At 50.4% G+C, this 20,943-nt stretch carries 18 protein-coding genes; 12 read left to right on the forward strand and 6 right to left on the reverse strand.

Features of this window, described 5'->3' with window-relative positions; genetic code table 11:
* Positions 1 to 142: 142 nt before the first annotated feature.
* The gene (pitA, locus tag A7Z29_RS12185; protein WP_000902771.1) at positions 143 to 1,642 is read left to right on the forward strand and encodes an inorganic phosphate transporter PitA; all 1,500 of its coding nucleotides are present in this window, start codon (positions 143 to 145) and stop codon (positions 1,640 to 1,642) included.
* 245 nt (positions 1,643 to 1,887) lie between these two features.
* Here pitA and uspB read toward each other — a convergent pair whose 3' ends face one another.
* On the reverse strand, positions 1,888 to 2,223 hold the full coding sequence (uspB, locus tag A7Z29_RS12190) for a universal stress protein UspB (protein WP_000626187.1): 336 nt from the start codon (positions 2,221 to 2,223) through the stop codon (positions 1,888 to 1,890).
* A gap of 390 nt (positions 2,224 to 2,613) precedes the next feature.
* Here uspB and uspA point away from each other — a divergent pair, with 390 nt between their 5' ends.
* Positions 2,614 to 3,048 (forward strand): universal stress protein UspA, encoded by a 435-nt coding sequence (uspA, locus tag A7Z29_RS12195; RefSeq protein ID WP_000323571.1) that lies wholly within the window; start codon positions 2,614 to 2,616, stop codon positions 3,046 to 3,048.
* A gap of 312 nt (positions 3,049 to 3,360) precedes the next feature.
* Positions 3,361 to 4,830: a dipeptide/tripeptide permease DtpB gene (dtpB, locus tag A7Z29_RS12205; RefSeq protein WP_105290297.1), complete on the forward strand. Its 1,470-nt coding sequence runs from the start codon at positions 3,361 to 3,363 to the stop codon at positions 4,828 to 4,830.
* A 48-nt stretch (positions 4,831 to 4,878) separates the two neighbouring features.
* Here the strand turns inward: dtpB and rsmJ are convergent, their stop codons facing one another.
* The gene (gene rsmJ, locus A7Z29_RS12210) at positions 4,879 to 5,631 is read right to left on the reverse strand and encodes a 16S rRNA (guanine(1516)-N(2))-methyltransferase RsmJ (RefSeq protein WP_000686601.1); all 753 of its coding nucleotides are present in this window, start codon (positions 5,629 to 5,631) and stop codon (positions 4,879 to 4,881) included.
* 7 nt (positions 5,632 to 5,638) lie between these two features.
* Positions 5,639 to 7,681, reverse strand: a complete 2,043-nt coding sequence (gene prlC / locus A7Z29_RS12215) for an oligopeptidase A (protein WP_085461361.1) — start codon at positions 7,679 to 7,681, stop codon at positions 5,639 to 5,641.
* A gap of 262 nt (positions 7,682 to 7,943) precedes the next feature.
* Between prlC and rlmJ the strand changes: the two genes are divergently transcribed.
* Positions 7,944 to 8,786, forward strand: a complete 843-nt coding sequence (rlmJ, locus tag A7Z29_RS12220; protein WP_085461362.1) for a 23S rRNA (adenine(2030)-N(6))-methyltransferase — start codon at positions 7,944 to 7,946, stop codon at positions 8,784 to 8,786.
* 71 nt (positions 8,787 to 8,857) lie between these two features.
* On the forward strand, positions 8,858 to 10,210 hold the full coding sequence (gene gorA / locus A7Z29_RS12225; RefSeq protein ID WP_000160829.1) for a glutathione-disulfide reductase: 1,353 nt from the start codon (positions 8,858 to 8,860) through the stop codon (positions 10,208 to 10,210).
* 53 nt (positions 10,211 to 10,263) lie between these two features.
* Here gorA and dinQ read toward each other — a convergent pair whose 3' ends face one another.
* Positions 10,264 to 10,347 (reverse strand): damage-inducible type I toxin DinQ, encoded by an 84-nt coding sequence (dinQ, locus tag A7Z29_RS12230; RefSeq protein ID WP_001295215.1) that lies wholly within the window; start codon positions 10,345 to 10,347, stop codon positions 10,264 to 10,266.
* 739 nt (positions 10,348 to 11,086) lie between these two features.
* Between dinQ and arsR the strand changes: the two genes are divergently transcribed.
* The 5 genes from arsR to A7Z29_RS12265 all read left to right on the forward strand — a co-directional run bounded on the left by arsR (position 11,087) and on the right by A7Z29_RS12265 (position 14,850).
* The gene (arsR, locus tag A7Z29_RS12240; protein WP_000008972.1) at positions 11,087 to 11,440 is read left to right on the forward strand and encodes an As(III)-sensing metalloregulatory transcriptional repressor ArsR; all 354 of its coding nucleotides are present in this window, start codon (positions 11,087 to 11,089) and stop codon (positions 11,438 to 11,440) included.
* Between the two features lie 54 nt (positions 11,441 to 11,494).
* Positions 11,495 to 12,784: an arsenite/antimonite:H(+) antiporter ArsB gene (gene arsB / locus A7Z29_RS12245; RefSeq protein WP_010346206.1), complete on the forward strand. Its 1,290-nt coding sequence runs from the start codon at positions 11,495 to 11,497 to the stop codon at positions 12,782 to 12,784.
* Between the two features lie 12 nt (positions 12,785 to 12,796).
* A complete protein-coding gene (gene arsC, locus A7Z29_RS12250) occupies positions 12,797 to 13,222 on the forward strand; it encodes a glutaredoxin-dependent arsenate reductase (RefSeq protein ID WP_000065797.1) in 426 nt (141 codons plus the stop codon).
* 389 nt (positions 13,223 to 13,611) lie between these two features.
* Positions 13,612 to 14,178 (forward strand): outer membrane lipoprotein Slp, encoded by a 567-nt coding sequence (gene slp, locus A7Z29_RS12255; protein ID WP_001044201.1) that lies wholly within the window; start codon positions 13,612 to 13,614, stop codon positions 14,176 to 14,178.
* A 141-nt stretch (positions 14,179 to 14,319) separates the two neighbouring features.
* Positions 14,320 to 14,850 (forward strand): helix-turn-helix transcriptional regulator, encoded by a 531-nt coding sequence (locus A7Z29_RS12265; RefSeq protein ID WP_105290299.1) that lies wholly within the window; start codon positions 14,320 to 14,322, stop codon positions 14,848 to 14,850.
* A gap of 61 nt (positions 14,851 to 14,911) precedes the next feature.
* Here A7Z29_RS12265 and chuS read toward each other — a convergent pair whose 3' ends face one another.
* Both chuS and chuA read right to left on the reverse strand, forming a co-directional pair.
* Positions 14,912 to 15,940 (reverse strand): hematinate-forming heme oxygenase ChuS, encoded by a 1,029-nt coding sequence (gene chuS / locus A7Z29_RS12270; protein ID WP_001017205.1) that lies wholly within the window; start codon positions 15,938 to 15,940, stop codon positions 14,912 to 14,914.
* A 48-nt stretch (positions 15,941 to 15,988) separates the two neighbouring features.
* Positions 15,989 to 17,878, reverse strand: a complete 1,890-nt coding sequence (gene chuA, locus A7Z29_RS12275; RefSeq protein ID WP_353620296.1) for a TonB-dependent heme/hemoglobin receptor ChuA/ShuA — start codon at positions 17,876 to 17,878, stop codon at positions 15,989 to 15,991.
* Positions 17,879 to 18,653: 775 nt separating this feature from the next.
* Here chuA and shuT point away from each other — a divergent pair.
* Positions 18,654 to 19,577 (forward strand): heme ABC transporter substrate-binding protein ShuT, encoded by a 924-nt coding sequence (gene shuT / locus A7Z29_RS12280; protein WP_024165147.1) that lies wholly within the window; start codon positions 18,654 to 18,656, stop codon positions 19,575 to 19,577.
* A 19-nt stretch (positions 19,578 to 19,596) separates the two neighbouring features.
* On the forward strand, positions 19,597 to 20,934 hold the full coding sequence (gene hutW, locus A7Z29_RS12285) for a heme anaerobic degradation radical SAM methyltransferase ChuW/HutW (protein ID WP_032226720.1): 1,338 nt from the start codon (positions 19,597 to 19,599) through the stop codon (positions 20,932 to 20,934).
* Positions 20,935 to 20,943 lie beyond the last annotated feature (9 nt).

The raw sequence follows: 20,943 nt of genomic DNA on the forward strand, positions 1-20,943 counted from the left end.
ACCTGAATTATATAAGATAATTATTTTTTGAGCAAAAATCATACAGGAGGCAAATCAAAAAAATCTATATTTCACTTTGCCCGCGCCGCGAAAGTCACTGATAATGCGCCGCGTTCATGTCCTCAAAATGGCGTAACGTCCTATGCTACATTTGTTTGCTGGCCTGGATTTGCATACCGGGCTGTTATTATTGCTTGCACTGGCTTTTGTGCTGTTCTATGAAGCCATTAATGGTTTCCATGACACAGCCAACGCTGTGGCAACTGTCATCTATACCCGCGCGATGCGTTCTCAGCTCGCAGTGGTTATGGCGGCAGTGTTCAACTTTTTGGGTGTTTTGCTGGGTGGTCTGAGTGTTGCCTATGCCATTGTGCATATGCTGCCGACAGACTTGCTGCTTAATATGGGATCGTCTCATGGCCTTGCCATGGTGTTCTCTATGTTACTGGCGGCGATTATCTGGAACCTGGGTACCTGGTACTTTGGTTTACCTGCATCCAGCTCTCATACGCTGATTGGCGCAATCATCGGTATTGGTTTAACCAATGCGTTGATGACCGGTACGTCAGTGGTGGATGCACTCAATATCCCGAAAGTATTAAGTATTTTCGCATCTCTGATCGTTTCCCCTATTGTCGGCCTGGTGTTTGCTGGCGGTCTAATTTTCTTGCTGCGTCGCTACTGGAGCGGCACCAAGAAACGCGCCCGTATCCACCTGACCCCAGCGGAGCGTGAAAAGAAAGACGGTAAGAAAAAACCGCCGTTCTGGACGCGTATCGCGCTGATCCTTTCCGCTGTCGGCGTGGCGTTTTCCCACGGCGCGAACGATGGTCAGAAAGGCATTGGTCTGGTTATGCTGGTGCTGATTGGCGTCGCACCAGCGGGCTTCGTGGTTAATATGAATGCCTCAGGCTACGAAATCACTCGTACCCGTGATGCAATCAACAACGTGGAAGCTTACTTTGAGCAACACCCTGCACTGCTGAAACAGGCGACCGGTGCTGATCAGTTAGTACCGACTCCGGAAGCAGGCGCAACACAACCTGCGGAGTTCCATTGCCATCCGTCGAATACCATTAACGCGCTCAATCGCCTGAAAGGCATGTTGACTGCTGACGTGGAAAGCTACGACAAGCTGTCGCTTGACCAACGTAGCCAGATGCGCCGCATTATGCTGTGCGTATCTGACACCATCGACAAAGTGGTGAAAATGCCTGGCGTCACAGCAGATGATCAGCGTCTGTTGAAGAAACTGAAGTCCGATATGCTGAGTACCATCGAGTACGCTCCGGTGTGGATCATCATGGCGGTCGCGCTGGCATTAGGTATCGGTACGATGATTGGCTGGCGTCGTGTGGCAACGACTATCGGTGAGAAAATCGGTAAGAAAGGCATGACCTACGCTCAGGGGATGTCTGCCCAGATGACGGCTGCGGTGTCTATCGGCCTGGCGAGTTATACCGGGATGCCGGTTTCCACCACTCACGTACTCTCCTCTTCCGTAGCGGGGACGATGGTTGTTGATGGCGGCGGCTTACAGCGTAAAACAGTAACCAGCATTCTGATGGCGTGGGTGTTTACCCTCCCGGCTGCGATACTGCTCTCCGGCGGGCTGTACTGGATCTCCTTGCAGTTCCTGTAATCGCACGCAGAAAAACGAGCGGGTCAGCTGAATGACCCGCTTCAGATTGTTGACATAGTGCGCTTTGTTCATGCCGGATGCGGCGTGAACGCCTTATCCGGCCTACAAAAACATGCAAATTCAATAAATTGCAGAGATCATGTAGGCCTGATAAGCGTAGCGCATCAGGCAATTTTGCGTTTGTCATAAGTCACGAGCGGGTCAGTTTTCTGACCCGCTTTTTTTATGCGTTATTGCTGTGGTACTTAATGCCAGATCATCAATGCAATCAGGCTTACCACGACCAGACCACACAATGCGCTGGTCAGAATAAACTGCCGACGCACACGCTCGCAGCGACGAATAAACTCATCATCGTGATGATCGCGATACCTCTGAGCATAGATATACCAGACGAGACGCACCTGTTTGTTAGGTTGGCCATGTGAGGTAAAAAAGCCCCCTCCATCTACATATTGATAGAGCAATGGATCGCAATTACGCAGTACCACTAACAACGCGCGTAGTGATGAGAAATAGCGCGCCATGTTAACAATGCAAACGACACATAAAGCCCAAAATAATGCGACGGTGCTTATCATACCTCCTCCCCGGCGACCTGCCCACGGAGTTCCACTCCGGGGCTACCGCTCCCGATACGCTGCCAATCAGTTAACACCAGGTCCTGGAGAAACCGCTTTTGTCGTGACACACATCCGAGCGGCTCTATAGATAGTGTAGGAGATCAGCTTGTTTTTTTTCCATAAGGTTAACCACTATCAATATATTCATCTCGAAAATTTGATTATCTGATTGGTAAGCAAGGCGGATTGACGGATCATCTGGGTCGCTATAAGGTAAGGATGGTCTTAACACTGAATCTTTACGGCTGGGTTAGCCCCGCGCACGTAGTTCGCAGGACGCGGGTGACGTAACGGCACAAGAAACGCTAGCTGGCCAGTCATCGACAACTTTATGGAAGGAGTAACACTATGGCTTATAAACACATTCTCATCGCGGTCGATCTCTCCCCGGAAAGCAAAGTTCTGGTAGAGAAAGCAGTCTCTATGGCTCGTCCCTACAATGCGAAGGTTTCTCTGATCCACGTAGATGTAAACTACTCTGACCTATACACCGGGCTTATTGATGTGAATCTGGGTGATATGCAGAAACGCATCTCCGAAGAGACGCATCACGCGCTGACCGAGCTCTCTACCAACGCAGGTTACCCAATCACTGAAACCCTGAGCGGCAGCGGCGATCTGGGTCAGGTTCTGGTGGATGCAATCAAGAAATACGATATGGATCTGGTTGTTTGTGGTCATCACCAGGACTTCTGGAGCAAACTGATGTCTTCCGCGCGTCAACTTATCAACACCGTTCACGTTGATATGCTGATTGTTCCGCTGCGCGACGAAGAAGAATAATCATCCCCTCCCGACTTGCCCCCGACGCCCGCTTATGCGGGCGTTCTGCTTTTGCGCTCTCCTGTTTTCCAGATGCGGCCAGCAGGCTCATAGATACCCAGGGCTATCCAAATTTTCAGCATCTCAAAAATCAGAATGTAAAACCATCTTACTTTAAACAACCAGCATGATTAGCTGGTTACTTTCTGTTGAAATAGTGCATATAACTATTTACCACATCAATATTAAAAATCTTAGACATCTGTAAAATCTTTCGCGTGCAACCACTTACGCGTTCATACTTTTCAGGATGGTATTGGAAGGTTAATAAATATGAATACAACAACACCCACTGGGATGCTGCAACAACCTCGCCCATTTTTCATGATCTTTTTTGTCGAATTATGGGAGCGATTCGGCTACTACGGCGTGCAAGGCGTGCTGGCGGTTTTCTTCGTTAAACAGCTCGGATTCTCACAAGAGCAGGCCTTTGTTACCTTTGGCGCTTTTGCTGCGCTGGTCTATGGACTTATCTCCATTGGCGGCTATGTCGGCGACCACCTGCTTGGGACTAAACGCACCATTGTTCTTGGGGCGATTGTGCTGGCGATTGGCTACTTCATGACCGGAATGTCACTACTTAAGCCTGATCTGATTTTCATCGCCCTGGGGACTATTGCCGTCGGTAACGGCTTGTTTAAAGCCAACCCGGCAAGCCTGCTTTCTAAATGCTATCCACCGAAAGATCCGCGTCTGGATGGTGCTTTCACACTGTTTTACATGTCGATCAATATTGGTTCATTGGTGGCGTTGTCGCTGGCACCCGTGATTGCCGATAGATTTGGTTATTCCGTAACCTATAACCTGTGTGGGGCAGGTCTGATTGTCGCGCTACTGGTCTACATCGCCTGTCGCGGGATGGTGCAAGATATTGGTTCAGATCCTGACTTCCGACCACTGAACTTCGGCAAACTGTTGTACGTGTTGATTGGCAGCGTAGTGATGATCTTCGTCTGTGCATGGCTGATGCACAACGTAGAAATCGCCAATCTGGTGCTGATCGCCCTCTCCATCGTCGTCACCATTATCTTCTTCCGTCAGGCATTCAAGCTGGATAAAACCGGGCGCAATAAAATGTTTGTCGCCTTTGTCCTGATGCTCGAAGCGGTGGTGTTTTACATCCTCTATGCCCAGATGCCAACGTCGCTGAACTTCTTTGCCATCAACAACGTACATCATGAAATTCTCGGTTTTTCCATCAACCCGGTCAGCTTCCAGGCGCTTAACCCGTTCTGGGTGGTACTCGCCAGCCCAATACTGGCGGGCATTTACACGCATCTGGGTAACAAAGGCAAAGACCTCTCGATGCCGATGAAATTTACTCTCGGCATGTTTATGTGCTCGCTGGGATTTCTGACTGCCGCCGCTGCGGGAATGTGGTTTGCTGATGCGCAGGGGCTGACATCGCCGTGGTTTATCGTGCTGGTTTACTTGTTCCAGAGCCTGGGTGAACTGTTTATTAGCGCCCTGGGTCTGGCGATGGTTGCTGCTCTGGTGCCACAGCATTTGATGGGCTTTATTCTGGGAATGTGGTTTCTGACGCAGGCTGCCGCGTTCTTGCTCGGCGGCTATGTGGCAACATTTACCGCAGTGCCAGACAACATTACCGATCCGCTTGAGACGTTACCTGTCTACACCAACGTGTTTGGTAAGATTGGTCTGGTCACGCTGGGCGTTGCAGTAGTGATGCTGATGATGGTGCCCTGGCTGAAACGAATGATTGAGACGCCGGAAAGCCATTGATGATTCTTGCAGAAAAACGGGTAGCTATAACGCTACCCGTTTTCACTTTTACACCGGCGTTCCGGCATAAATATCAAAGCGATGCCCTTTGGTGACAACCGCGTTCGGTGTGGCAATGTTTGCCAGCGGCGGCGCGTAGTCCGGGCGCTTTACCACCACACGTTTGGTCGCCAGTTGCCGCGCAGGCTCCAGCAACCCATCGGCATCGAGATCCGGCCCCACCAGCGACTGAAACACTCGCATCTCTTTCTTCACCAGCGCGCTTTTCTGCTTATGTGGGAACATCGGGTCAAGATAGACCACTTGCGGGCGCGGAGTAATATCGGTCAGCGCCGTCAAACTGGAAGCGTGAATCAACTGCAACCGTTCCTGCAACCAGCCACCAATTTCCGCATCGGCATAGCCACGCGCCAGGCCATCGTCGAGCAGCGCGGCAACTACCGGATTACGCTCCAGCATCCGTACACGACAACCGACAGAAGCCAGCACGAAGGCATCACGACCTAATCCTGCGGTCGCATCGACGACATCCGGCAGATAATCGCCCTTAATGCCCACCGCTTTTGCTACCGCTTCGCCGCGACCACCGCCGAATTTGCGTCGGTGCGCCATTGCCCCGCCGACAAAATCAACGAAAATGCCGCCGAGTTTCGGCTCATCACGCTTACGCAGTTCCAGATGCTCTGGCGTTAACACCAAGGCCATCAGATTGTCTTCATCGTGCTCCAGCCCCCAGCGGGTCGCCAGAACAGATAAGGCGCCGTCTCCGGCGCCCGATTCATCAATTAAGCAGATTTTCACTGAATGATCAGCCCTTAATGCCGTAGTGCTCCAGCATCGCATCCAGTTGCGGTTCGCGACCACGGAAGCGTTTGAACAGTTCCATCGGCTCTTCTGAACCGCCACGGCTCAGAATGTTGTCGAGGAACGACTGTCCAGTATCACGGTTGAAAATCCCCTCTTCCTCAAAGCGCGAGAAAGCATCCGCCGCCAGCACATCAGCCCACAGGTAGCTGTAGTAACCTGCTGCATAACCACCAGCAAAGATATGGCTAAATGCATGTGGGAAACGGCCCCATGACGGAGACGGCACCACGGCAACCAGTTTTTTGATTTCTGCCAGGGTTTCGAGGATTTTTGCCCCCTGATCCGGACGGAATTCCGCATGGAGGCGGAAATCGAACAGACCGAACTCCAGCTGACGCAGAATAAACAGCGCCGCCTGGTAGTTCTTCGCCGCCAGCATTTTATCCAGCAACTCTTTCGGCAGCGGTTCGCCGGTTTCATAGTGACCGGAGATAAACGCCAGCGCCTCCGGCTCCCAGCACCAGTTTTCCATAAACTGACTCGGCAGTTCGACCGCATCCCACGGCACACCGCTGATACCGGAAACACCGGCGGTTTCGATGCGGGTCAGCATATGATGCAGGCCGTGACCGAACTCGTGGAACAGGGTGATCACTTCGTCATGGGTAAACAGCGCCGGTTTACCGTTCACCGGGCGGTTGAAGTTACAGGTCAGATAAGCGACCGGTTTTTGCAGCGAACCGTCGGCTTTGCGCATCTGGCCTACGCAGTCATCCATCCACGCCCCGCCGCGCTTGTTCTCACGGGCATACAGGTCGAGGTAGAAGCTGCCGCGCAGTTCGTTGTTCTCATCATACAGTTCGAAGAAACGCACATCAGGATGCCAGACATCAACATCTTTACGCTCTTTGGCGGTGATGCCGTAAATACGTTTCACCACTTCAAACAGGCCGTTAACCGCTTTGTTTTCCGGGAAGTACGGACGCAGTTGTTCGTCGCTGATGCTGTAGAGGTGCTGTTTCTGTTTTTCGCTGTAGTAAGCGATATCCCACGGCTGCAACTCATCCACACCAAATTCGGCTTTGGCGAAGGCACGCAGTTGCGCCAGCTCTTTTTCGCCCTGCGGACGCGCACGTTTTGCCAGATCGGTTAAGAAATCAAGCACCTGCTGCGGATTTTCTGCCATTTTAGTGGCAAGCGATTTGAAGGCGTAGTTTTCAAAACCCAGCAATTGCGCCAGTTCGTGACGCAGGGTGAGGATCTCTTCCATCACCTTGCTGTTGTCCCACTTACCGGCGTTCGGGCCTTGATCGGAGGCGCGTGTGCTGTAAGCGCGATACATCTCTTCGCGCAGAGACTGGTTGTCGCAGTAAGTCATTACCGGCAGGTAGCTTGGGATATCCAGCGTCAGCAGATAGCCTTCCAGTTCTTTCGCTTCGGCCTGGGCTTTTGCTGCAGCCAGCGCGCTTTCTGGCATACCCGCCAGCTCAGCTTCGTCGGTAACGAGTTTAGTCCAGCCCATCGTCGCATCGAGGACGTTGTTGCTGTACTGGTTGCCCAGCTCGGAGAGACGGGTGGCAATCTCGCCGTAGCGTTGCTGTTTCTCTTTCGGCAGACCGATGCCCGACAGTTCAAAATCACGCAGTGCGTTATCAACCGCTTTCTTCTGTGCCGTGTTCAGCGTGGCGTAATGATCGCCATCGCGCAGATCGCGATACGCTTTATACAGCCCTTCATGTTGCCCTACCCAGGTGCTGTATTCTGACAGCAGCGGCAGCGTTTGTTCGTAGGCTTCGCGCAGCTCCGGGCTATTTTTCACCGAGTTCAGGTGGCTGACCGGGGAGAAAATACGTCCCAGCACATCGTCCACTTCTGCCAGCGGTTGGCAGAGATTTTCCCAGGTGTACGGTGCCCCCTGCGCTACCACGCGCTCCACATTTTCGCGACAGTCGTTCAGCGCCTTAGTCACGGCAGGAACGACATGTTCCGGGAGAATTTTAGAAAACGGAGGCAATTCAAAGGGAGTCAGTAACGGATTCGTCATAGGTACAGTCCTGGTTAAATAGAGGGAACGAAACGCTCACAGGCGCTTTCGCCGGAGGCGACGCAGACGTCTTATCCGGCCTACGTTAATAGGCCGATGCCATCCGACGCGTAATGGGTAATAGCATGGGGTTAAGTGTAGTGAATTTCAATGAGAAACGTTACGCTTTCGCGGCGACGTCCTCTTTTCGGTATACTGTCCTGATATGCTTTTGTGCGCCCCAAATACGGGCCGATTTTTACTTACCGGAACACCTTTACCCATGCTCAGTTATCGCCACAGCTTTCACGCTGGCAACCACGCCGACGTCCTTAAACATACCGTTCAGAGCCTGATCATCGAGTCGCTGAAAGAGAAAGATAAACCGTTTCTCTATCTCGATACCCACGCAGGAGCCGGGCGTTATCAGTTAGGCAGCGAACATGCCGAGCGTACCGGCGAATATCTCGAAGGTATCGCCCGTATCTGGCAGCAGGACGATTTGCCCGCAGAACTGGAGCCGTACATCAATGTGGTAAAACACTTCAACCGTAGCGGACAGTTGCGTTACTACCCCGGTTCGCCGTTGATTGCCCGTCAGTTACTGCGTGAACAAGACAGCCTGCAACTGACCGAGCTACATCCGAGCGATTTCCCGTTGCTGCGTTCTGAATTTCAGAAAGACAGCCGTGCGCGCGTAGAAAAAGCCGACGGCTTCCTGCAACTGAAAGCAAAACTGCCGCCAGTTTCCCGTCGTGGCCTGATCCTTATCGACCCACCGTATGAAATGAAAACCGACTATCAGGCGGTGGTCAGCGGGATAGCAGAAGGCTACAAACGTTTCGCTACCGGCACTTACGCGTTGTGGTATCCAGTGGTGCTGCGCCAGCAAATTAAGCGCATGATCCACGACCTGGAAGCGACTGGCATTCGCAAAATTCTGCAAATTGAACTGGCGGTACTGCCAGACAGCGATCGCCGTGGCATGACCGCTTCCGGCATGATTGTGATTAACCCGCCGTGGAAGCTGGAACAGCAGATGAATAACGTGCTGCCGTGGCTGCACAGCAAACTGGTTCCGGCAGGCACCGGGCACGCCACCGTAAGCTGGATCGTGCCGGAGTAATTGCAGCCATTGCTGGCACCTATTACGTCTCGCGCTACAATCGCGGTAATCAACGATAAGGACACTCTGTCATGACTAAACACTATGATTACATCGCCATCGGCGGCGGCAGCGGCGGTATCGCCTCCATCAACCGCGCGGCTATGTACGGTCAGAAATGCGCGCTGATTGAAGCCAAAGAGCTGGGCGGCACCTGCGTGAATGTTGGCTGCGTGCCGAAAAAAGTGATGTGGCACGCGGCGCAAATCCGCGAAGCGATCCACATGTACGGCCCGGATTATGGCTTTGATACCACCATCAATAAGTTCAACTGGGAAACGTTGATCGCCAGCCGTACCGCCTATATCGACCGTATTCATACTTCCTATGAAAACGTACTCGGTAAAAATAACGTTGATGTAATCAAGGGCTTTGCTCGCTTCGTTGATGCCAGAACGCTGGAAGTTAACGGTGAAACCATTACGGCCGATCATATTCTGATCGCCACCGGTGGTCGTCCAAGCCACCCGGATATTCCGGGCGTGGAATACGGCATTGATTCCGATGGTTTCTTTGCCCTACCCGCTTTGCCAGAGCGTGTAGCGGTTGTTGGTGCGGGTTACATCGCCGTTGAACTGGCTGGCGTGATTAACGGCCTCGGCGCGAAGACGCATCTGTTTGTGCGTAAACACGCGCCGCTGCGCAGCTTTGACCCGATGATCTCTGAAACGCTGGTCGAAGTGATGAACGCCGAAGGCCCGCAGTTGCACACCAACGCCATCCCGAAAGCGGTAGTGAAAAATGCCGATGGCAGCCTGACGCTGGAGCTGGAAGATGGTCGCAGTGAAACGGTGGATTGCCTGATTTGGGCGATTGGTCGTGAGCCTGCCAATGACAACATCAACCTGGAAGCCGCTGGCGTAAAAACCAACGAAAAAGGCTATATCGTCGTCGATAAATATCAAAATACCAACGTTGAAGGTATTTACGCGGTGGGCGATAACACAGGCGCAGTGGAACTGACGCCGGTCGCGGTAGCGGCAGGTCGCCGTCTCTCTGAACGCCTGTTTAATAACAAGCCGGATGAGCATCTGGATTACAGCAACATTCCGACCGTGGTCTTCAGCCATCCACCGATTGGTACTGTTGGTTTAACGGAGCCGCAGGCGCGCGAGCAGTACGGCGACGATCAGGTGAAAGTGTATAAATCCTCTTTCACCGCGATGTATACCGCCGTCACCACTCACCGCCAGCCGTGCCGCATGAAGCTGGTGTGCGTTGGATCGGAAGAGAAGATTGTCGGTATTCACGGCATTGGTTTTGGCATGGACGAAATGTTGCAGGGCTTCGCGGTGGCGCTGAAGATGGGCGCAACCAAAAAAGACTTCGACAACACGGTTGCCATTCACCCGACGGCGGCAGAAGAGTTCGTGACAATGCGTTAAATGTTAAAGGGCAAAGAGTGGTGTGCTCTTTGCCCTTAGTTACGTTTCCGCTATCAGTTCAGAAGCTGAAGCAGAAAGCGGATCAGTTCCAGCAGCGCAATTAACGCCCCAAGAACGATGATTGCTTTATCAATCACCCGTTTTCTCCATGCGATGGAGTGAGAATGCATCCGCTTACTCATCCACTGCCTGTCACGGCGCATGTCCCATTGTTAGATGACGACTATCTCACTCCGGCCAGAGCATCAGTTAACGGCACCACCCGTACTTTTGACCAGGACTTTGAAAGCGTTTATGCGCATTGTCAGAGTGAAAATGTCTCAGAGCTAACTGGATAATCATACAGTACATACAGGTTATAAAACCAGCTCGTCCTTGCAATAGTTTCAGTATGGTATTAGCATTGATGCGTTAGATGATGACTATCTCACTCCAGCCAGAGCCACCAACTCAGGGCTGGAAAGTAAAAAACCGACGCAAAGTCGGTTTTTTTACATCCGGATTCGGACAAGGCTTAATATGACGATGACCCAGTGAAAGTATATAAATCGTCACTGCGATATATACCGAAGTGCCCCCTCCGCCAGCTGAAGAAATTGCTAATTCTTGCAATGTTAGCCACTGGCTAATAGTATTGAGCTGTTAGATAAGAGCTCTCTCACTCCAGCCAGAGCCACCAACTCTGGGCTGGAAAGTAAAAAACCGACGCAAAGTCGGTTTTTTTACGTCCTGATTCAGACCTCCTTTCGAATGAATAGCCAACTCAAAATTCACACCTATTACCTTCCTCTGCACCTACGCATCCGTTAAAACATATATGTTTTTGACTTATCCGCTTCGAAGAGAGACACTACCTGCAACAATCAGGAGCGCAATATGTCATTTCTGTTACCCATCCAATTGTTCAAAATTCTTGCTGATGAAACCCGTCTGGGCATCGTTTTACTGCTTAGCGAACTGGGAGAGTTATGCGTGTGTGATCTCTGTACTGCCCTGAATCAGTCGCAGCCCAAGATCTCACGCCACCTGGCATTGCTGAGGGAAAGCGGTTTATTGCTGGATCGCAAGCAAGGTAAGTGGGTTCATTACCGCCTATCGCCGCATATTCCAGCATGGGCGGCGAAAATTATTGATGAGGCCTGGCGATGTGAACAGGAAAAGGTTCAGGCGATTGTCCGCAACCTGGCTCGACAAAATTGTTCCGTAGACAGTAAGAACATTTGCAGTTAAAAAATTTAGCTAAACACATATGGATTTTCGTATGTGTTTTATCCGGGAGGCATTATGTTACTGGCAGGCGCTATCTTTGTCCTGACCATCGTATTGGTTATCTGGCAGCCGAAAGGTTTAAGCATCGGCTGGAGTGCGACGCTGGGCGCAATACTGGCGTTAGTTACAGGCGTGGTTCATCCGGGTGATATTCCGGTGGTGTGGAATATCGTCTGGAATGCAACCGCCGCATTTATTGCCGTCATTATCATCAGCCTGCTGCTGGATGAATCCGGCTTTTTCGAATGGGCGGCGCTGCACGTTTCACGCTGGGGCAATGGACGCGGTCGCCTGTTGTTTACCTGGATTGTCCTGCTCGGCGCCGCCGTTGCAGCTCTGTTTGCCAATGATGGCGCGGCGCTTATTTTAACGCCGATTGTCATCGCCATGCTGCTGGCGTTAGGGTTCAGCAAAGGCACTACGCTGGCGTTCGTGATGGCAGCCGGATTCATTGCCGATACCGCCAGCCTGCCGCTTATCGTCTCGAACCTGGTGAATATCGTTTCGGCAGATTTCTTTGGTCTTGGCTTTCGCGAATATGCTTCGGTAATGGTGCCGGTGGATATCGCCGCGATACTGGCTACGCTGGTGATGCTACATCTCTACTTTCGCAAAGACATTCCGCAGAACTACGATATGGCGCTGCTGAAAGCACCGGCAGAAGCAATTAAAGATCCCGCCACCTTCAAAACTGGCTGGGTTGTTTTACTGCTTCTGCTGGTGGGATTTTTCGTCCTGGAACCACTCGGCATTCCGGTAAGCGCCATTGCGGCGGTGGGTGCGCTGATTTTGTTTGTAGTCGCTAAACGCGGTCATGCTATCAATACGGGTAAAGTGCTGCGCGGTGCGCCCTGGCAGATTGTCATCTTCTCGCTCGGTATGTATCTGGTGGTTTATGGCCTGCGCAATGCCGGGTTAACGGAATATCTTTCTGGCGTACTCAACGTGCTGGCGGATAACGGCCTGTGGGCCGCGACGCTGGGCACCGGATTCCTCACCGCCTTCCTCTCTTCTATTATGAACAATATGCCGACGGTACTGGTTGGCGCGTTGTCCATTGATGGCAGCACGGCATCTGGCGTTATCAAAGAAGCGATGGTTTATGCCAACGTGATTGGCTGCGATTTGGGGCCGAAAATCACCCCAATTGGTAGCCTGGCGACGCTGCTCTGGCTGCACGTACTTTCGCAGAAGAATATGACGATTACCTGGGGATATTACTTCCGCACAGGGATTCTCATGACCCTGCCGGTACTGTTTGTAACGCTGGTGGCGCTGGTGCTACGCCTCTCTTTCACTTTGTAATGAGATACTGATATGAGCAACATTACCATTTATCACAACCCGGCCTGCGGCACGTCGCGTAATACGCTGGAGATGATCCGCAACAGCGGTACAGAACCGACCATTGTCTATTATCTGGAAAACCCACCGACGCGTGATGAGCTGGTAAAACTCATTGCTGATATGGGAATTTGTGTTCGCGCTCTGCTACGTAAAAACGTTGAACCGTATGAGGAACTGGGTCTGGCAGAAGATAAATTTACTGACGATCAGTTAACCGACTTTATGTTGCAACACCCGATTCTGATTAACCGCCCAATCGTGGTAACGCGGCTGGGAACCCGGCTGTGCCGTCCTTCGGAAGTGGTGCTGGAGATCCTGCCAGATACTCAGAAAGGGGCGTTTACCAAGGAAGACGGTGAGAAAGTGGTCGATGATTCGGGTCAACGATTAAAATAAACAAAGGGGGGTGGCTGTGCCCCCAATCTCTGACGAACGCGTATCATTTCTTACCGGATGCGAGATCGTGCAATCTCAGTAAATTGCGCTTCCTGCCCTCGAAGATAAATAGTTTCCATTTTAATAAATGGTTATCACCATAATGCTAATAATTAGCACTCCATGTAACATGAGATAAAAAATAAACTCATTATAATAATTAAATAAAGAACTAATATTACGAGGAGACGGATAATAACATCATATGTCAATGCTATCCGGGACTAATATTCAAGGATATAAATATCAGACAGGTTTACGTTACTATCAGGCATATCGCCTAAGAATCGGATGAAAACTATAAAGAAATATCTATTATGGTTTTAACATTTGTTGATAAGGATAGTAACATGAACAAGACAAAAGGTGCACTCATCTTCAGCCTTTCATTTTTTCTTGCCGCATGTAGTTCGATTCCGCAAAATATTAAAGGCAATAATCAACCTGATATTCAAAAAAGTTTTGTTGCTGTTCATAACCAACCGAATTTGTATGTTGGGCAACAGGCACGCTTTGGCGGTAAGGTTATCAACGTTATTAACGGCAAAACTGATACGTTGTTAGAAATCGCCGTATTACCGCTGGATAGCTATGCCAAACCTGACATTGAAGCCAACTATCAAGGTCGCCTGCTCGCCAGACAAAATGGCTTCCTTGACCCAGTGAACTATCGTAATCACTTTGTTACTGTTCTCGGCACAATTCAGGGCGAACAACCTGGATTTATCAATAAAGTCCCATATAACTTCGTTGACGTGAATGTACAAGGTATTCAGGTGTGGCATTTGAGAGAAGTGGTCAACACCACCTACAACCTGTGGGATTACGGCTACGGCGCATTCTGGCCTGAACCAGGCTGGGGCGCACCTTACTACACCAATGCGGTTAGCCAGGTAACACCAGAACTGGTGAAATAATTTAGTTTAAAGATGCAGATATTTTTCAAATATCTGCATCTTTAGTATGAATATTTATATATAACTATAATTATAATATCCTCTCTATTTATTACCTTTGGCACCTGATTATAAAGTTAATGTCCGCAACAGGAGTCGGTTATGTTTCTTATAATTACCAGGGATACAATGTTTTTCACCGCGATGAAAAATATTTTAAGTAGGGGTAATGTCGTTCATATACAGAACGAAGAGGAGATCGACTTAACATTGCATCAGAATGCCTTAGTGATTATTGATACATTAATGAACAATGTCTTTCATTCTTCAATACTCAACAAAATTGAACATCTGAAGCCTGTTCATGTCATTGTTTTCTCACCGTTTAATATTAAACGCTGTCTGGGAAAAGTCCCGGTAACTTTTGTCCAGAGAAATATTACGATTATTGACTTTGTCGCGCTGCTTAATGGCAGTTACTGTTCTGTGCCAGAAGCGGATGTGTCACTCTCATGCAAACAACATCAAGTTCTGACCTGCATTGCTAATCAAATGACGACAGAAGATATTCTGGGAAAATTAAAAATTTCGCTGAAAACATTCTACTGCCATAAACACAATATTATGATGATTCTCAACCTTAAGCGGATCAACGAACTGGTACGTCATCAACATATTGATTATCTGGTCTGAACTCGCCAGCTGATATTTATAAAGAGGCCCGGCGACCGCCAGACCTCCGCACAATTACGCTTTACGCAGTAACACCTTCCTGCGTCAATGCCGCAATCTGTTTACGCCATTGCGCTTGCTCCTGTTCGCCTTCTGTACGTTGACCATAGAGCTGCGCAATCTGCGTACCGTCATGGGCAAACAATTCCAGACTGGTTACGTAGCCATCGCTGGCGGGTTTACGAGTTACCCAGGTTTCAGCAATGCACTCCTCTAAAAGGTGAAGAGTAAACGTTGGGTTGAAAATATTCAGCCAGCCTTTCATCGGCACCACTTTTTCAACCACACCGGTGAAGATCTGTACGCAACCACGGTTGCCAACAAATACCATGATCTCATTACCATCTTGCTGGGCGGATTCCAGTATCTGCGCCAGCGCACTATTGGGTACTTTGCAGGCCAAATCGTCTGCCACCAGATTAAACGCCTGCTGGCGAGTCAGGTTGTGGCGCTTGAGCAACGTAAAAAACTGATGAACGTCGGTCATCGCCCGCCACTCTTGCTCGACCACACTGGCATCTACGTCGGTTTGTGCGGCAGTCGCATCAACGGCTTTTAACTCAAACGGCGTATTCTCTTCGACGATAAAACGCCCCAGAAGCTCGCTCCATGCCGCCATGTCGGTATTATCGGTGGCATAAACTTTCAGTAACGCATCGCCCTGATGATCAAAGAACTGAATACTCTGGCGTTCGCCGCGAGCCGTGGTTTCTTTTATATGGAAAACACTGTCCCACTGATTGAGAAACAGTCGTAAATCCAGCGCGCGCGGGTTGAGTATTAATCCGGCATGACCGTTCAAATGCTGGTTCGTGAAAGCACCTATCTGCTCATGAACAGCATATTCGTTCCGGCAAATGCATTTGGTTTCGCCAACGCTTTCCAGTGCTGCCAGAATTTCACGAATATTGCCACGCATCCGCCACGCATCGTGCGTGACGCGCGCAAATGCCAGTTCTGCTTCGCTAATATTCATTAAACCTGCGATGTCACGCGCGTACTTTCCGGGATTTTGTTCTTTTAACTCAAGCCAGCGTGTGTAGTGGTTCATTGTCTCTCTTCCTTCCAGATAAACGCCCCGAAATATCGGGGCAGATGATTACCATTGATAACTCACGAAAATTTTTCCGTTACGACCATCCTGCGGGATACCCTGCGGCGACCAGTACTCTTTATCGAAGGCGTTGCCCAGTACCAGAGTGGTGGTCATGCCTTTGAGCGCCTGCTGTCCTTGATAGCTAACGTAGAAATCATTCACGCCGTAGCCCGGTTGTTTACTGTAACTGCTGCTGACATGTGTTGAGCGATCGGCAAACGTACCGACCCAACCGACAGAGAAGCCACTATGGGCAATGGGAATATTCAGGGTGCTGGTAACAGTATCCGGGTTAATGCTGGAGATATATTCACCGGTATCGGTGTCTTTGCCACGGGTACGGTTATAGGCCACATCAAGGCTAAACAGATCAGTGGTATATTTCGTCATCACGTCCCAGCCCCAGATTTTGGCGTTCGGGACGTTATACGACATGGTCGTCGCCGCCGCGAAATTGACGGTCGTGGAGATGTAATCCTTCGCTTTGGTATCAAAGTAGCTGGCTTTAAATTCCAGGGCATCATTGGACAACATCAGGTCATCAAAACGCAGCCCAAAGCCGTACTCCTGAGTTTCGTTGGTTTCCGGACGCAAATTCGGGTTCGGCACCCAATAGTTGGTATAGAAGCGACCAATCGAGAAGTGCTTAGAATCGTTATACATTTCGCCCATCGTCGGGGCGCGGAATGCCTGCGCATACGAGCCAAATAACATCAGCCAGTTGGTCGGGTTGATAGTCATCCCCGCGCGAGATGACCATTTGTCGGCATCCACATCTTTGTAGCCGTCGCTGCTACCGCGATAACTGTCATAGCGGGTTCCGCCAAGCAGGGTAATCGGCAGATCGCGTAAGGTTATCTCATCTTGCAGCCAACCGGAGCTGAAATCGATTTTCGCTTGCGGGAACCCCGTCGTCGCACCGCCAGGATGCTGTTCCTGACGATAATACTCACCGCCATATGTCAGCAGGTGAGAGGCAAAACTATCGGCAAACAGAGTGGAACGGTTCTCCAGTTTGGCACCTTTTGTCGTCTGTTCACGATACTCGCCGGAACTCCCCGTGTTCTGCGCATTAATACGGACTTCCGACCAGTAAACTTTTGCATCGGCATTTAACCAGTCGTTGCCCAACGGAGCGAGTTTATAAGCAAGCTGCGCATCACGTTGAATCGTTGAGCGATCAACCATCGGGTTGCTGCTATCAGAAGCCTCAACGGTCTGCGGATTTTTTGGTTCACGCGCGTCGTTATTGTAATAACGCACTAACCCGCTCAGAGCCTGGGCAGAATCAATTTTCCAGGTTCCTTTCGCCAGCATGTTGTTGATAGCCTCGTCATTCGGCGCGGTTTCACCATTGCTCTGGCGTAAATCACCACGATCGCGGCTGGACCAGGCCACAATACCATCCAGATTTTCAGTTCGCCCAAACGCGCTCGCGCCTAATCCCAGGCTATGGTCTCCCGTGCCGCCAGTGCCAAAGACACGAAAACCACTGCTTTGTCCTTCCTGCAATAAATCTTTTGCATCGACCGTATCGTAGGAGATAACCCCTCCCAGCGCGCCACTGCCATACAGTAATGCCGAAGGACCACGGACAATCTCAACGCGTTTGATCAGCGCCGGATCGAGAAAAGTGCCATTCAGGTGTCCGGTATCCGTTCCCTGACGAACACCATCGACAAGAACCAGCACGCCGCGATGATCATAGCCACGCATATTTACATCCTGACCGTTGGTTCGTCCGGTACCATCCAGAGTAATTCCAGGAACATGGCGCAGCAGATCGGTGGCAGAAGTGGCCGTTTGGTTTTCAGGGACGGAAGTGTCGATAACGCTGACCATCATTGGCGCTTCGAAGGAACTGCGGGCATTCCCCGTTGCAGTAACAGTCATGGTTTCAGTAGCAAAAGCAATCGTCGGCAAGCTGGCGGAAACAGCCAAAGCCAACAAACTCAAGCGCAACGAGGTAAATTGCGGACGTGACATAGCGATTCTCCATGAGGAAAATAAAAAATGCTGGCTGCCTGGGTAAAAACCGGGGTGGCTGGCGAAAATAAATTTATTTACGATTCAATGCGATAGTATTAGCCAGGTGAGTTAATTGGCGTTTATATCCCGTGAAATTACCTGGTATTTCTGACAATTGCGCAAATACAAGCCCTCTTATCAGGCCGGGTGGTACACCACGTCTGAAGTGAAGAGTGCCGTGCGTTATCCCTCACGAAAGTTATAATTTCATTATCCATATGATCATATTTTGTTAAATACCAACTTGATAATGAGAATTATTATCGATCATTTTTTTATGATCAAGCTTTTTTTAACCGCTATTAACACACTAAACAGGGGGTTAAAGAATCTGTTTATCTCTCATCAACCGCAGCGTCCTTGTCACAATTCGTCCCACCGTGCCGTAACAAATCTTTGTCGTTAACTGCAATAATTTTTCTATTTTTTTGCCCTACAACCCGCGACATTGCTGGAGTTTCACCTTTTTCTCGCCCCGAAATTCAGCCGTTGCAAAGAACGTTAGCTGACGAATCATCTTGATAAAAATCAAAAATAAATACGCTTGTAACGCCATGCGTATTGAATCGGTGGTGGAATTTCATATATAACTCAAATGATAATCATGATCATTATCAATTTGATAAGAGTTCTCAATATGATGCCAAGGATCACCACCAGGCCGTGTCTTTGTTCCCCACTAACGTTATGCATTTCAGCCGTGGCCTCTGCCGCGAAGACCACGGTAAAACGAAGTTCCATGAAAAAACTGTTTATGGCAGTACTGGCTCTTAGCTGGGCTTTTAGCGCAACGGCGACCGAACGTATCGTGGTTGCTGGAGGGTCACTGACGGAACTGATCTACGCGATGGGTGCTGGTAACCGCGTGGTTGGTGTCGATGAAACAACATCTTATCCACCAGAAACCGCCAAACTGCCGCATATTGGTTACTGGAAACAACTAAGCAGCGAAGGCATTTTGTCACTTCGCCCGAATAGCGTAATTACCTGGCAGGATGCCGGGCCACAAATTGTGCTCGACCAACTACGGGCGCAGAAAGTCAACGTCGTCACCCTGCCGCGAGTGCCTGCCACCCTTGAGCAGATGTACGCCAACATTCGTCAACTGGCGAAAACGTTACAGGTTCCTGAACAAGGCGACGCGCTGGTGACACAGATCAACCAACGCCTGGAGCGAGTACAGCAAAACGTGGCGGCCAAAAAAGCCCCGGTTAAAGCGATGTTTATTCTCTCCGCAGGCGGCAGTGCGCCACAGGTTGCCGGTAAAGGCAGCGTCGCGGACGCCATTCTTTCGCTTGCCGGAGCAGAAAACGTCGCTACCCACCAGCAGTACAAAAGTTACAGCGCGGAATCGCTGATTGCGGCTAACCCTGAAGTGATTGTCGTCACCTCACAAATGGTCGATGGCGATATTAATCGGCTGCGTTCTATTGCCGGAATTACCCACACCGCCGCATGGAAAAACCAGCGCATTATCACCGTTGATCAAAACCTGATTCTGGGAATGGGCCCGCGTATTGCTGATGTCGTTGAGTCTTTACACCAGCAGCTTTGGCCGCAATAAACGGATTTAAATCAGACGTATGAACATGAAAAACACCCTGGATCTCACGCCACATTTTGCTTTAGACGGAGACCAGCCATTTAAAGACAGGCGCGCCATGATGCCATTTCGTGGAGCCATTCCGGTCGCCAAAGAACAACTGGCACAAACCTGGCAAGAGATGATCGGTCAAACGACTTCACCTCGTAAGCGACTGGTTTATCTGCATATTCCTTTTTGCGCGACACACTGCACGTTTTGTGGTTTTTATCAAAATCGTTTTAACGAAGATGCGTGCGCTCATTATACCGATGCCCTGATTCGAGAAATCGAGCTGGAGGCGGACAGTGTATTGCATCAGTCCGCGCCCATCCACGCAGTCTATTTCGGTGGTGGCACGCCTTCTGCGCTCTCTGCGCGCGATTTGTCCAGAATCATCACCACACTACGAGAGAAATTACCGCTGGCACCCGATTGTGAAATCACCATTGAAGGCCGGGTACTGAATTTTGACGCTGACCGAATCGACGCTTGCCTTGACGCAGGAGCAAATCGCTTTTCTATTGGTATTCAGTCATTTAACAGCAACATCCGCAAGAAAATGGCACGCACCTCTGATGGCCCAACCGCCATTGCATTTATGGAAAGCCTGGTCAAACGCGACCGTGCTGCGGTGGTGTGCGATCTGTTATTCGGCCTGCCAGGTCAGGATGCGCAAACCTGGGGAGAAGATCTGACTATTGCCCGCGATATCGGTCTCGATGGCGTTGATCTCTATGCGCTCAATGTCCTGCCCAACACGCCGCTGGGCAAAGCCGTGGAAAATGGGCGCACTACCGTGCCCTCTCCGGCAGAACGTCGCGATCTCTATCTGCAAGGGTGTGACTTCATGGACGATGCCGGCTGGCGCTGCATCAGTAACAGCCACTGGGGCCGTACCACACGCGAACGCAATCTCTATAACCTGCTGATTAAACAGGGAGCCGATTGTCTGGCCTTTGGTTCTGGCGCAGGCGGTTCGATTAATGGTTACTCCTGGATGAACGAACGCAACCTTCAGACCTGGCATGAATCCGTCGCGGCAGGCAAAAAACCGCTGATGATGATCATGCGTAACGCCGAACGTAACGCGCAGTGGCGTCATACCTTGCAGTCGGGCATTGAAACGGCGCGTGTATCACTGGACGAACTTACGCCACATGCCGAAAAACTCGCGCCGTTACTGGCTCAGTGGCACCAAAAAGGCTTAAGCCGCGATGCTTCAACTTGCCTGCGGCTGACTAATGAAGGTCGTTTCTGGGCAAGCAATATTTTGCAGTCTCTTAATGAACTGATTCAGGTACTTAATGCGCCAGCGATTGTGCGTGGAAAACCATAACAGGAGTGA

This window comes from Escherichia sp. MOD1-EC6842, from assembly GCF_002965705.1.
Lineage (GTDB): Bacteria > Pseudomonadota > Gammaproteobacteria > Enterobacterales > Enterobacteriaceae > Escherichia > Escherichia ruysiae.

Coding starts and splice junctions, on each gene's coding strand:
- pitA (WP_000902771.1), top strand. CDS start 143: ATGCTACATTTGTTTGCTGGCCTGGATTTGCATACCGGGCTGTTATTA.
- uspB (WP_000626187.1), bottom strand. CDS start 2,223: ATGATAAGCACCGTCGCATTATTTTGGGCTTTATGTGTCGTTTGCATT.
- uspA (WP_000323571.1), top strand. CDS start 2,614: ATGGCTTATAAACACATTCTCATCGCGGTCGATCTCTCCCCGGAAAGC.
- dtpB (WP_105290297.1), top strand. CDS start 3,361: ATGAATACAACAACACCCACTGGGATGCTGCAACAACCTCGCCCATTT.
- prlC (WP_085461361.1), bottom strand. CDS start 7,681: ATGACGAATCCGTTACTGACTCCCTTTGAATTGCCTCCGTTTTCTAAA.
- rlmJ (WP_085461362.1), top strand. CDS start 7,944: ATGCTCAGTTATCGCCACAGCTTTCACGCTGGCAACCACGCCGACGTC.
- gorA (WP_000160829.1), top strand. CDS start 8,858: ATGACTAAACACTATGATTACATCGCCATCGGCGGCGGCAGCGGCGGT.
- arsR (WP_000008972.1), top strand. CDS start 11,087: ATGTCATTTCTGTTACCCATCCAATTGTTCAAAATTCTTGCTGATGAA.
- arsB (WP_010346206.1), top strand. CDS start 11,495: ATGTTACTGGCAGGCGCTATCTTTGTCCTGACCATCGTATTGGTTATC.
- arsC (WP_000065797.1), top strand. CDS start 12,797: ATGAGCAACATTACCATTTATCACAACCCGGCCTGCGGCACGTCGCGT.
- slp (WP_001044201.1), top strand. CDS start 13,612: ATGAACAAGACAAAAGGTGCACTCATCTTCAGCCTTTCATTTTTTCTT.
- A7Z29_RS12265 (WP_105290299.1), top strand. CDS start 14,320: ATGTTTCTTATAATTACCAGGGATACAATGTTTTTCACCGCGATGAAA.
- chuS (WP_001017205.1), bottom strand. CDS start 15,940: ATGAACCACTACACACGCTGGCTTGAGTTAAAAGAACAAAATCCCGGA.
- chuA (WP_353620296.1), bottom strand. CDS start 17,878: ATGACTGTTACTGCAACGGGGAATGCCCGCAGTTCCTTCGAAGCGCCA.
- shuT (WP_024165147.1), top strand. CDS start 18,654: ATGCCAAGGATCACCACCAGGCCGTGTCTTTGTTCCCCACTAACGTTA.
- hutW (WP_032226720.1), top strand. CDS start 19,597: ATGAACATGAAAAACACCCTGGATCTCACGCCACATTTTGCTTTAGAC.